Annotated in this window: 12 protein-coding genes; 11 read left to right on the top strand and 1 reads right to left on the bottom strand. The window is 35.3% G+C overall.

Annotated features, from left to right (window positions below; genetic code table 11):
• Positions 1 to 121 precede the first annotated feature (121 nt).
• From aspS to msbA, 11 genes are all read left to right on the top strand, one after another.
• Entirely contained in the window at positions 122 to 1,921 is a 1,800-nt protein-coding gene (aspS, locus tag MOB01S_RS00055) for an aspartate--tRNA ligase (RefSeq protein ID WP_066799774.1), read from the top strand.
• A gap of 100 nt (positions 1,922 to 2,021) precedes the next feature.
• On the top strand, positions 2,022 to 2,954 hold the full coding sequence (locus MOB01S_RS00050) for a lysophospholipid acyltransferase family protein (protein WP_066799765.1): 933 nt from the start codon (positions 2,022 to 2,024) through the stop codon (positions 2,952 to 2,954).
• Positions 2,938 to 3,711, top strand: a complete 774-nt coding sequence (locus MOB01S_RS00045; protein WP_066799762.1) for a glycosyltransferase — start codon at positions 2,938 to 2,940, stop codon at positions 3,709 to 3,711. The genes MOB01S_RS00050 and MOB01S_RS00045 overlap by 17 nt, the downstream gene beginning before the upstream one ends.
• A 266-nt stretch (positions 3,712 to 3,977) precedes the next feature.
• Positions 3,978 to 5,282 carry a phosphoethanolamine transferase gene (locus MOB01S_RS00040; protein WP_245639962.1) on the top strand — a complete coding sequence of 435 codons (1,305 nt, stop codon included), beginning with the start codon at positions 3,978 to 3,980 and terminating at the stop codon, positions 5,280 to 5,282.
• Positions 5,282 to 6,874, top strand: a complete 1,593-nt coding sequence (locus MOB01S_RS00035) for a glycosyltransferase family 2 protein (protein ID WP_066799756.1) — start codon at positions 5,282 to 5,284, stop codon at positions 6,872 to 6,874. The genes MOB01S_RS00040 and MOB01S_RS00035 overlap by 1 nt, the downstream gene beginning before the upstream one ends.
• A gap of 123 nt (positions 6,875 to 6,997) precedes the next feature.
• Entirely contained in the window at positions 6,998 to 7,843 is an 846-nt protein-coding gene (locus MOB01S_RS00030; RefSeq protein ID WP_066799753.1) for a glycosyltransferase family 25 protein, read from the top strand.
• Entirely contained in the window at positions 7,843 to 8,619 is a 777-nt protein-coding gene (locus MOB01S_RS00025) for a glycosyltransferase family 25 protein (RefSeq protein ID WP_066799746.1), read from the top strand. Before MOB01S_RS00030 ends, MOB01S_RS00025 begins: the two co-directional genes overlap by 1 nt.
• An 11-nt stretch (positions 8,620 to 8,630) precedes the next feature.
• A complete protein-coding gene (locus MOB01S_RS00020; protein ID WP_066799744.1) occupies positions 8,631 to 9,428 on the top strand; it encodes a glycosyltransferase in 798 nt (265 codons plus the stop codon).
• 107 nt (positions 9,429 to 9,535) lie between these two features.
• Positions 9,536 to 10,147, top strand: coding sequence for a glycosyl transferase (locus tag MOB01S_RS12740; RefSeq protein ID WP_245639961.1), 612 nt, complete (start codon positions 9,536 to 9,538; stop codon positions 10,145 to 10,147).
• Entirely contained in the window at positions 10,144 to 10,683 is a 540-nt protein-coding gene (locus MOB01S_RS12735; RefSeq protein WP_245639960.1) for a glycosyltransferase, read from the top strand. The genes MOB01S_RS12740 and MOB01S_RS12735 overlap by 4 nt, the downstream gene beginning before the upstream one ends.
• 295 nt (positions 10,684 to 10,978) lie before the next feature.
• A complete protein-coding gene (msbA, locus tag MOB01S_RS00010; RefSeq protein WP_066799743.1) occupies positions 10,979 to 12,826 on the top strand; it encodes a lipid A export permease/ATP-binding protein MsbA in 1,848 nt (615 codons plus the stop codon).
• A gap of 224 nt (positions 12,827 to 13,050) precedes the next feature.
• Here the strand turns inward: msbA and MOB01S_RS00005 are convergent, their stop codons facing one another.
• Entirely contained in the window at positions 13,051 to 13,434 is a 384-nt protein-coding gene (locus MOB01S_RS00005; RefSeq protein WP_066799740.1) for a hypothetical protein, read from the bottom strand.
• Positions 13,435 to 13,466 lie beyond the last annotated feature (32 nt).

Below are 13,466 nucleotides of genomic sequence, written 5' to 3'. Positions count from 1 at the left end.
TATTTATAAATATAAATTCTACAAAAATCAGACAAAATTTTGCCAAACATCTTGCACCTTTCATCATTACAAGGCATAATAGCAAGGTTTACATTTTAAATGAATTTTATAGGCATATTTTATGGCAATTCGTACACATTATTGCGGTAGCGTTACCGAAAGCTTAATTGACCAAACCATTACCGTGGCAGGCTGGGTACACAGAAGACGAGACCACGGTGGGGTGATTTTTTTGGATATGAGAGACAGAGATGGACTGCTACAAGTCGTCATTGACCCTGACACCCCAGAAGCCTTTGCCACTGCTGATGCTGCTCGTTCTGAATATGTCTTAAAAATCACAGGACGAGTGCGTCAAAGATACGAAGGCACGCAAAACCCCAATATGAAAAGTGGGCAAATTGAACTACTTGCCAAAGAGATTGAAACGATTGCCACCTCTGAAACTCCGCCATTTCCTTTAAATGATGATTTTACCAATGTTTCAGAAGAACTTCGTCTAAAATACCGCTTTTTGGACATTCGCCGTCCTGAAATGCTTGACCGCCTGCGTTTTCGCTCCAAAGTTACCACCCTTATTCGTAACTACCTTGACGAACACGGCTTTTTAGATGTAGAAACGCCCATTTTGACCCGTGCCACCCCAGAAGGGGCAAGGGATTATTTGGTGCCAAGCCGTGTCTCCAATGGCGATTTTTATGCCCTACCCCAAAGCCCACAACTGTTTAAACAACTTCTGATGGTGGGTGGTATTGACCGTTATTATCAAATCGCCAAATGCTTTCGTGATGAAGATTTGCGTGCCGACCGTCAGCCAGAATTTACCCAAATTGATATTGAAACCTCATTCCTTGATGACAACGACATTATGGACTTGATGGAGGGAATGACTGTCAAGCTCTTTGATGAGCTTTTGGGTGTCAAATTTGACAAATTTATCCGTATGCCGTACTCAGAGGCTATGCGTGATTATGCTTCTGATAAGCCTGATTTGCGTATTCCCTTAAAACTTGTTGATGTTGCCGACATTATGCAAGCGGTTGAATTTAAAGTCTTTTCAGCCCCTGCCAATGACCCCAAAGGACGCGTGGTTGCCTTGCGTATCCCACAAGGGGCAAAAATCACTCGTAGCCAAATTGATGACTACACCAAATTTGTTGGCATTTATGGAGCAAAGGGCTTGGCTTATATCAAAGTCAATGATGTCTCTAACATCAACAACGGTGTGGATAAAGAAAGCGGTTTGCAATCGCCCATCATCAAAAATATGACCGATGAAGTCTTGGTTGAACTCATTAAGCGTACAGGTGCCGAAAATGGTGATTTGATTTTCTTTGGGGCGGACAAAGCCAAAGTCGTCAATGATGCAATGGGAGCCTTGCGTGTCAAAATCGGACACGATTTGAACCTTTTGACAGCAGAATGGGCACCCTTGTGGGTTGTGGATTTCCCAATGTTTGAAGAAACCGATGATGGCAAATGGACTTCGGTTCACCACCCATTTACTCGCCCTAAGGGGTCAGTTGATGAGATGAAAAACAGCCCAGAAACCGCCCTATCCATCGCTTATGATATGGTATTAAACGGCACAGAGATTGGCGGTGGTTCACTTCGTATCAACACCCTAGAAATGCAAAAGGCGGTGTTTGAAGCACTTGGCATTAGCGAAGCAGAAGCCGAAGAAAAATTCTCATTCTTGCTAAATGCCCTAAAATATGGTGCACCGCCTCACGGTGGTTTGGCGTTTGGTCTTGACCGTTTGGTAATGTTAATGACAGGAGCAAGCTCTATTCGTGATGTGATTGCCTTCCCCAAAACCAAAACGGCTGAATGCCCATTGACACAAGCCCCTGCCGAAGTTGATGCCAAACAGCTCAAAGAGCTTGGCATTCGTGTGCGTGAAAAAGAGAAAAAAGACTGATTGGGGATTTTTCCGTTCGTCCTGAGCTTGTCGAAGGAATGGACGGAAAACCGTTGTGGTTCGACTTAGCTCACCACAAACGGCTTTTCTAATATCCATAATGATGTACAGTATTCTTTTTTCCCTACTTAAAATTGTGCCAATACCTGTGTTTTGGGTGCTGGCACAATTTGGTGCTTTTGTGCTTTGTCTTTTTAAAAACAGCAGTTTGTACCGCAGTACCAATATCAACATTATGCTAACTTGCCCAACTTTAAGCGACAAACAACGCCAAGTTTTGGTCAAAAAAAGCATTATAAATCAACTGTTTAGTACAATGGCAAGTGCAAAGGTATGGGTAATGCCAACAACTTGGGCAACCGCTCAAATTGTCAAAGTACACCATCAGTACCACCTAGAAAACGCCCTAAAATCCAATAAAGGAATGCTTGCCATCGTCCCTCATATTGGCACTTGGGAGATGATGAATGCGTGGATCAATGATTTTGGCAGTCCTGTTATTATGTATAAGCCTTTGAAAAATCAAGCAATTGATAGCAGGGTCAAAGCAGGACGGCAACGACTAAACGCCACCCTTGTGCCCACCGACAGCACAGGTGTCAAAGCAATCTTACAAACCTTAAAGGCAGGTGGATTTAGCATTGTGTTGCCAGACCATACCCCAGACCCTAAGGGCGGAGTCATTGTGCCGTTTTTTAACATTCCAACCCTAACAGGGACACTGGCTCCCAAATTGATTGGCAAAACAGGCTGTGCTTTGGTGGGCTTGGCTTGTGTTTATCAAAAAGACGGCTTTCATATTTATTGTTATGACCTAAATAATCCAAACCTGTATGATAAAGACAGTCAAATTGCTACCAAAGCCTTAAATGATGAAATGGCAACAATGATTAACGCCCATTTTACTCATTATATGTGGGGCTATCGCAGGTTTAAATACACACCGATTGCTGATAATTTATATTTATTGGATTTTAATACCATTTATCAAAAGCGATTGGCAATGGAGAACGATAATGACAACTCATCATAATACCAATCATCACAACGAAAACCGTTACATCATTTGTATGAAATGGGGCAAAAAATATGGGGCAGAGTATGTCAATCGCCTATACAATATGGTCAAAAGACATTGCACCCTTGACTTTCAAATGGTCTGTTTAACCGATGATGAAACTGATATTGATAAGAATGTCAAATGCTATCCCATTCCTGCCTTAAATTTGCCTGATAATATTCCAGAGCGAGGCTGGAAAAAACTCACCACCTTTAAACCAGAGCTTTATGATTTAAAAGGCGTTGCCCTTTTTTTGGATATTGATATTGTTATTACTAATAATATTGATTGTTTTTTTACTCACAAGGCACAGTTTGATGACAGCGTGATGATTATCAGAGACTGGAAAAAGCCGTGGCGAATGGTCGGTAATAGCTCAGTCTATCGCTTTAAAGTGGGGCAAAATACTTATCCAAATTTACTCTCCTACTTTGAACAAAATTTTGAAAAAATTCGGGGGGAAGTTCGCCACGAACAGGCGTTTTTATCTAACTACCTACGAGAACATCATCATTTGGAATATTGGGATAGTTCTTGGTGTGTCAGCTTTAAATACCAGTGTGTTCAGCCTTTTCCGATGAGCTTTTTTAAAGCCCCCATCTTACCCAACAATGCCAAAATGGTGATTTTTCACGGTGAGGTCAATCCCCCTGATGCGATTGTCGGACGAAGTGGTAAATGGTATCGTAAGGTGTTGCCAACGCCTTGGATTGTGGAGTATTGGAAATAATGCCAATGACTATCATAAAGCAATACCAACAAAAATACAATAAAGCATTTAATTATTGTGTTTTTCTATTTAATCTATTGTTTGCCTTTATTATTTCTTTTGGGGTTAATGGCGAATTTCCAAGAATACACGATACCTTAATGGTATTTTGTATTTTGAATTTATTGTGGTTTAAACCCATTCTTTTTAAATTACTGAGCCCCTTATTATTGATATGGCTTTTATATAGTCCAATTGGGTTTTTATATGGTTATCCCAATTATGGTATGATTGCCTCTTTATTAGAAACCAATAGCAATGAAGCCTTAGAATTTTTTGATAAAAAAATTATGATTTATGGGTTTTTGATTGCAACTTTTTTTATTATTTTCTATCAATTAAATAAACCAATAAAAGCCAGTCAAGCACAATATAAATTTTTTAAATATTTTTCTATTTTGCTTATTGTTTTTTTTACAGTAAGCATTGCCAAAGATTACAAAAAACACAATAACTTTACTTTGCGTTCTTCTGAACTACTATATATTTTTCCACATACCAACAATCAATATGATTTTTATAAAAAAACCAAACAAGAATTACAAAATTTATCTGGCCATCAAAAAAACTGGGTTGTAACTGATAGCCATCAAAACTATCAAAATTATGTTTTAATTATTGGCGAAAGTGCATCAAAAAACTATTTGTCTGCTTACGGCTATCCTGTTCAAACATCGCCTTTTTTAAATCGGGTTAATGGCATAAAATATACCAATATGATTGCTCCTGCACCCTATACTACACAATCCGTCCCAAGATTATTAAGTATTCCAAACCAAGATAAAGTAGAATTTTATAATAATATTGTTGCCCTTGCCAATCAAGTTGGTATGAATACCTATTGGGTGTCCAATCAAGACAAATCAGACATTGCTGATAATGAAATTCATTATATTGCTAATAATAGCAAAAAAACCCATTATTTATCTGAAATTGCACCGACTTCAAAGCGTTTTGATTATCAACTATTACCAATTATTAAAAACATTTTGGAACAAGACCATCACCACAAACTTATCATTGTTCACTTAATGGGCTCACACCCTAAATTTCATAAACGAGTAGATTTTAATAAAGCCCATTTTAAATTTGATAATGACTATTTATCAGATTACCTATCTAGCTTATTACAAACAGATATGCTAATAGAAGAATTATATTCTGATTTAAAAAATAGCAATGAGCCATTTAGTATTGTTTATACTTCTGACCACGCCTTAACACCAACTGCATTAAAACACGGCATTAGTCAATTTTCATTACAAACACCCTTATTTAAGATTTCCAGTGATGACAATACACAAAAAACAAATGACGATATTATTTCTGGATTTGGTTTTGTGTGGTTTTTGACTGAATGGTTAAATATTAATACCGACAACCAACAAAAAAATAACTTTTTAACTCATTATAAAGTAGATTCTCTTAATGATGTTAAGTTTTTTGATAATGCCGCCAAACCTTATTTGTCCGCCCCTGCTTTTAATGGCGAATTATTAAAACCAAATAATGATGAATTGGAGGGGAAATAATGAATGTCAAATACACTTTATCTATTGTAATGATTGTCAAAAATGAAGCCAAAAATTTAATGATTTCTTTACCTGCCTTAAAAGATTTGGCAGATGAGATTATTATTTTGGATAGTGGTAGCACCGATAACAGCCAAGACATTGCCCTGCAATATGGGGCAAAATGGTTTATTAATACCGACTGGCAAGGCTTTGGCAAACAAAGACAGCTCGCCCAGTCTTATGCCACAGGCGACTGGATATTAGCCTTAGATGCCGATGAAGAAATTACACCTAAATTAAAAAATAGCATTTTAGAAGCCATCAAACATAAACCTGACAATACAGTTTATGGCATTAAGCGCCTTGATTTTGTATTTGGGCATTGTATTGATAACCCTTATTGGGGCGTAAAAGCCCATTGGCGATTATATCCCAAACATTTTAATTATGATAATAATCTGGTTCACGAATCGGTGGTATTAAATAATGCTCAAACCAAACATTTAGATGGCTTTTTACATCATCATACTGCCGAAACCCCCCTATTTTGGCTAGGTAAACGCCTAGACTATGCCAAAGCGTGGGCAGATAACAAACATAAAAATGGCAAAAAGGGGAAATTCCCTAAGGTAATTTTAAATCCTTTATGGGCATTTATTAAACAATATATAATTGATGGGCGGTTTTTACAAGGCAAATATGGATTAATTTATTCTTTATTATTTACCCAATATACTTTTAATAAATATGCGTGTTTATATGATTTAAGTCATAATCAAGCTGATAGAGCTTTTTTAAATTCTCTTGAGGCAAGCAAACAATTAAAACCCATTGAATTATCTCATAAAAAAAGCACACTTTCTTTGGTAATGATTTGCAAAAATGAAAGCAAACATTTAAAAGCCTGTTTAGATACCGTCTATGATATTGTTGATGAAATTATTATTTTAGATAGTGGTAGCACTGATAATACCAAACAAATTGCCAATGAATTTGGAGCAAAATGGTATGTCAATACCAATTGGCAAGGCTTTGGCAAACAACGCCAATTGGCACAAAGTTATGCTACTGGTGATTATATTTTGGTATTAGATGCTGATGAACGCCTTGAACAAGAACTAAGAGTGGCGATTGTTAATATATTAAATCAGCCTCTACAAAGAAATAAGGTTTTTAGTGTAGCACGGGTAGATTCTTTTTGTGGTATTGAAATACAACCAAAAAAATGGTACACTGATAAATTTGCACGACTTTATAGCAATCAAGATTTTAAATATTCTAATTTGGAGGTACACGAATCTTTAGAGCAAAAAGGCGTGCCAAGTCAGGTATTAAATGGTTATTTGCCACATATTACCAATGATAATTTACACCACTTTTTATTAAAAAATGTACGATATAGTAGCGATTGGGCAAACGAAAAACATCAACAAGGCAAACAAATTAGTATTATTGGCATATTATTGCGTTCTTGGTTTTCGTTTGTTCGTGAATATATTATTCGCCTATCTATTTTTGGTGGTGCTTATGGTTTTATTTTTGCCTTTGCGTCTTTGGGCTATACAATGGATAAATATATTATACTTTGGCAAATGAATCAAGAGAAATAGCATGAAAGGTTACTTTATTAATCCCTATATCAATTTTAGTTTTCAAAATAGTGAGTAATTAGTTATTAAAGAGAGGAAAACACATAAAAAAGCCTTACAATAGCCAAATTAATAGTTATGAGAATGGCAAAAGAACCAATTCGTCATATGTTATCACTTGATGATAATGAATACACGGGAGTTATTTTAATGAAAAATTATGTTATTAGTTTAAAAACCGCAACTGATAGAAGAGAACACATAATTAATGAATTTGGTAAGCAGAATATCAAGTTTGAGTTTTTTGATGCAGTAACCTCTATAAATATTAACAATATTTGCGCTCAACTTGATTTAGAAAATTTACAACAAACAAACAATCTAACAAATGGCGAAAAAGGTTGTTTTTTAAGCCATGTCGCTTTATGGCAAAAAATGCTTGATGATAATCTAGAATGGGTTGCTATTTTTGAAGATGATGTATATTTGGGTCAAAATGCTCACTTATTGTTAAATAGTCATGATTGGTTGCCTGAAGACATCAAATTGTTAAAATTGGAACACTTTCATTCACCATTAAAACTTGGTCATTGTATCAAAACTATACAAAACCGTACTATTTACCCACTATATTCAGCCAATATCGGGGCGGCCGGCTACATCATTCATCAATCTGTCATTAAATCCTTATTTGATATGCTAAGACATACTAAAATCAGCCATATTAAACCATTAGATCATTTTTTATTTGAAGATACTTTGGATAATCATATTAATATATTTCAATTAAGTCCTGCATTATGTATTCAAAGTAGTAGGTTGATTGTTGATAACCATTTAAAAAGCAGTATAGAAAGCGAACGAAGTGCCAGAATGAGGCAGGAAAGCAATAGCCGAACTTTTATAGAAAAAATTAAGCGTGAACAATCTCGTCTATTGCAACAAATTAGCAAAAAACTCAATAAGACCCAACCTGTGGAGTTTCAATAATGAAAAATTATGTAATCAGCTTATTAGATGCCACGCAAAGACGAAACCATATTATTCAAGAATTTAGCCAACAGAACATTGAATTTGAATTTTTTGATGCAATTGTGCCATCACAAGTTAATGAATTAGCAAATAAATTTCAAATAAACATTAAAAATGCTAATCTTACACAAGGTGAATTAGCTTGTCTTATCAGCCATATCTCATTATGGCAGAAGGCAATTGATGAAAATTTAGATTATATTTGCATTTTTGAAGATGATATCTATTTAGGAGAAAATGCTCATGTTTGGCTATCCAATCAAGAGTGGATACCAAAAAGAGCACAACTCATCAAGTTAGAAATGTTTTATGATACTTTGTTTCTAGGAAAACCCATATTTTCTCATCATCATAGAAAAATTCATCAATTAAAACAAGAGAATTTGGGGACAGCTGGATATATCATTCATCAAAAAATTGCTAGTCAATTGATTATCTTTATTCGTACTATGTTTCAAAATACAACTAAGCCAATAGACCATATTATGTTTGGTGATTTTTTACGCTATCATTCGGATATTTATCAAATCAATCCCGCCTTGTGTATTCAAACAGATAGGGTTAATCCAACTTTTCTCACTAGCAACTTAGAAGGAGAAAGAAAACAAAAAAGGGTAGAAATTGAAAAAACAAAAACCAAATTATCATTCTCACAAAAAATAATAAGAGAGCTAAAAAGAGTGTTTCACCAACTATACAGCCTAATATTTGCCACCCGTCTTTATTTCAAATAGGTTTTAAGAAAATGACAACAAATATACAATTACCAACTATACATGCTCTTTGGATTGGTAAGCAATTAGGGAAAATGCCCAATGCTTGCTTATCATCTTTTATTAAACAAGGACATCAAGTTATTCTACATTGTTATGATGAGATTAACGATATACCGAATGGTGTACAAATAGCAGATGGCAACTTAATCATTCCACAAGATAAAATCATCAAACACAAACAAACAGGGAGTTACGCCCTATTTTCAGACATATTTCGTTACGAATTATTAAGAAAAGTTGATGGTGTCTATGTGGATTGTGATGTCTATTGTTTAAAGCCAATTATCATTCCAGAACATGGCTACTTATTTGGATTTGAAGATGATACAAAAATCAATGGAGCGGTATTAGCACTACCAAAAAATAGTGAACTACTCAATAAACTCATAGAAATTTCTTACGATACCCATTTTATACCGCCATGGTATCCTCAAAAGAAGCAAAAACGTTATAGACTAAAAAAGTATTTTGGGTTCTCTAAACACATTTCAGAAATGCCTTGGGGCGTGATTGGTCCAGATGCCATCACTTATTTTGCCAAATATTTTAAAGTTGATAAATTTGCCCAAGATATTGATATATTTTACCCAGTACATTATAATCAAGTATCTATGCTATGTAATGGACATTTAGAATTAAATGACATTACCACACGTAGAACCCTATGCATTCATCTATACAATGAAATGTTAAGACATATCAATCCCAACGAATTAAATCAAAACTCTTTCTTATATAAAATATTAAATAATATTAGTATTTTATAACAACTCAGTTATTGGAATTTTATTTATGAAAAGTCATGTTATAAATCATAGATTACCCATTGATATGGTTTATACAAGTTTATATTATTAACAAAATTCGGTGTATTATGAAGAAAGCAAAGATAAAAGTTGGGCTGATTATTGATGAGTTTTTTGGTGCTGTTGGTACAGCTTATGGTGGTTATGGGTTTTTGGCACGCCGTCATATCGCAAAGTATATTCCAAATTCAGAAATTCAAATAGATGTACTGTTGGGTCGTGGAAAAAATAGATTTACAGCAGAGCATTATAGCGTTGATGAAGTGAATGTCTATCGCTTACCAAAAAGAAGTTGGTTTGCTAAATATTGGTTAAAAAAGCAAGACTACGACATTTATTTAAGTATTGAACTGGTTGATGATTATGTATTAAAACATGAAAGCAATCCTAACAAAAAACTTATTCTTTGGATACAAGACCCAAGACCAATGTATGAGTGGGATGAGATAAATACCGTTAAATTATTTCCAGAAACCTGCTATTACAACCAAAGAGTTTATGATTTGGTTCATGAATGGTATTTAAAAAACCGTATTAAATTTATATCACAAGGTTATTTTCTAAATCAAAAAGCCATTGACTTATATCAATTGGATAATAATGTAAATATTCAATACTTACCAAACCCAATTGATATAGATTTTGATTTTGATATTCATCAATATGAAAAAAAAATATGATTATATTTTTGGGTCGCTTGGAGAGTGTAAAGCGTGGTTGGTTATTTTGCGAAATCGCTAAACGGTTGCCACAATTTAACTTTTATGTTTTAGGTCAAACATTTAGAGAAAGTAGTAAAAACGCCCAAATCTTTGACGAATACAAAAATATTTCAAACTTGCACTTTGTTGGGCATGTTGATGGCGAACAAAAGACACAATATTTAAAAGATGCAAAAATTTTAGTAAATACATCAATACATGAAGCATTACCAATTTCGTTTTTGGAAGCCCTATCCTATGGCACATTACTGGTAAGTAATCGCAATCCAGAACAACTCACTGAAAAATTTGGTGTTCATGTTGGTGATGTATTAGGGGACGGCTTTGATAAAGTAGATTTATATGTTCATGCCATTAAATACCTCATGAATGATGAAATAAAAATGAGAAATACAGCTATTAATGCAATCAAATATATTAAAAACACTCATAATGTAGACGATTTCATCAAAAATATCAGAAAGATACTCATAGAGGAAATTGAGAAAAAATAATTTAAACAAAAAACCCTTTTAATTAATGAGTCATAAACCTCTTGTGAAAGTGTGATTTTATTGGGCTTGAAAAATTTCTAAGCTTAGAAAAGTTAGAGTTTCTAGGCTAGGATATTTGAATTTTACAAGAGGTTTAATAATAATATACACAACAAATACAGCAAAACATCATCAAAAAATCGCAAGAATACAACATCACAAAAGTAGGTGAGGCATGGCATGAGTTATTCATAAAACTGCTTACCAAGTAACTTTTGTGCTATAATGGCAACAATTTTAATATACATCATTAAATATGATTCATAAACTCACCTTCGGTTTATTTACCGAAAAAGATACTGCTAGCTTTATACGCCTTCTATCATACATCAAACCCTATAAGCTACGCATTATTTTTGCGCTGATTGCCATTATAGGCGTTGCATTTACTGAAAGTTATTTGGCAGCCTTTATTGCACCACTTGTCAATCAAGGCTTTGCCCTTCCAAGTGATGTTTCTCCCATCAAAACAGACAACGGAGTGATTGCCAGTTTTGTTCATCTTAAAGATAGCATTCATTACGCCATTTGGGGTACAGCCAACAAGGTATGGATTGTTCCCTTGTTTTTTATGGGTTTGGTGATTTTTAGGGGGATTTGTCGGTTTATCAGTCAGTATCTGATGTCTTGGGTGGCGATTGTTGCCATCAGTCAGCTAAGGCAAGATATGTTTAATAAAATGCTTGATTTGCCCTCATCTTATTATCAAAACACCTCATCAGGTCATGTGCTGATGAATATGGTGCAAATGGCAGAAAACTCAATGAATAATGCCAGTAACGTATTCATTGTATTAACCCGCGATACATTGATTGTCATTGGGCTGGTTTGCGTTTTGTTTTATTTAAATTGGCAATTGACTTTGGTTGTAATTGTGATGTTCCCTGTTTTATCTTGGATATCACGTTATTATAGAGATAGATTAAAGGATATTATTAACAACGCTCAGCTTAGCATTGGTTCTTTAAATAGCATTGTCAATGAAACCCATCAAGGTCATCGTGTTGTCAAATTATTTGGTGGTCAAAATAAAGCCTCTCAAAATTTTAACATCATCAATAACACCATTGTCAGACTGGGCAAAAAAATCACCCAAGCCAATGCCAGTCGCTCTCCTGTGAGTGAAGTCATCGGCTCAACTGCTTTGGCGATTGTTATCTTCATTGCATTGTGGCAAAGCCAAAAAGGTATTACAACCATCGGTGAGTTTATGGCATTCATCGTGGCAATGATGCAAATGTTTGGTCCTATTAAAAATTTGGCAAACATCAGTATTCCCATGCAAACCATGTTTTTGGCATCAGATTCTGTCTGTGAATTTTTAGACCAACAAAATGAGCATGACACAGGCACGATGACACTTAGTCATGTCAAAGGTACTTTGATATTTTCAAACATCAATGTCCAGTATCACGCAGACACCAAAAAAGCTTTGGATAATTTTAACCTATCCATTGCAAGTGGTGAAAAAGTTGCTTTAGTGGGTCGTTCTGGTTCTGGCAAAACAACTGCCATCAATCTATTGCCACGATTCATCACTCCAAATAGTGGTGTAATCACCCTAGATGGCGTTGACATCAATGACTTAACGTTACGAAATCTACGTTCGCAATTCGCTTTGGTGTCCCAAGATGTATTTTTGTTTGATGATACCTTATTTGAAAATGTACGTTATTCTCGCCCCAATGCCAGCGAAAAAGAAGTCATCAAAGCACTAGAATCAGCAAACCTAATGGAAATGGTAAATAAACACCCCTTAGGGTTACATCAGCCCATTGGTGCTAACGGCGGTCAGTTATCTGGCGGTCAAAGACAGCGAGTTTCCATCGCCAGAGCCATCTTGAAAGATGCACCCATTTTATTGCTGGACGAAGCCACCAGTGCCTTAGATAACGAATCAGAAAAACTCATTCAAAGAGCATTAGATGAACTCATGAAAGGTCGCACCAGCATTATTGTGGCTCACCGCCTGACTACGATTGAAAAAGTAGATCGCATTATTGTTATGGATGAGGGTAAAATTATAGAAGAAGGTTCTCATGCAGAGCTGATGGCAAAAGATGGCTACTATGCCATGCTCCGCAACCTACCAAATCTAACTTAATTATTACCAGCAGATACCAACAGAAATCCCCCAACTCACCAAGCTGGGGGATTTATGGTAAACTCTATTCAAAAATAAACCAAGTTTTTTTTTGTTCGTGGTAAACTTATAAAACCATAATGAAAAAACCACCTCATCCACAGGCAAGCTCAGGGCGAATGGTTTCTTTTGTATGGTTTTGATATGAATTAAGTATAAATTAAGTGATACAACACATATCACAATCACAAACCAGTAGCAAACTCACTAACGCAGGCATTTAGCGTTTTGGTAACGGCGTTGGTGGCGATATGTACACGAGCTTTTTCATCAATCACCGCCTGCCCAATTTCCATCATATTGACACTTTGTGGAGCTTTTTCGCTGACACAACCACAAACTTTGTTTTCTAATGATGATTTTTGCGTCTCTGTCATCAGCATGGTAATGGTTTTATAGGCATTATAACTGTTTAGTTGGCTACGGCACTGATGATCTACAGCAGTCTTAAAAATTGACATACCCACATTGGTGGCAGTATTTACCGCACTGTTTACGCCTGTATCTGTGGTTGCACAACCAGTTAAAATCATGGCACTCGTCATTATGCTTAATACTACTTTTTTCATACAAACCTTCTTAATTAATAAAAATTAGGGTG

Source organism: Moraxella oblonga NBRC 102422, assembly GCF_001598275.1.
Lineage (GTDB): Bacteria > Pseudomonadota > Gammaproteobacteria > Pseudomonadales > Moraxellaceae > Moraxella > Moraxella oblonga.
The sequence above is the reverse complement of the archived record's forward strand: the minus strand, read 5'-3'. Positions and strand labels throughout refer to the sequence as shown.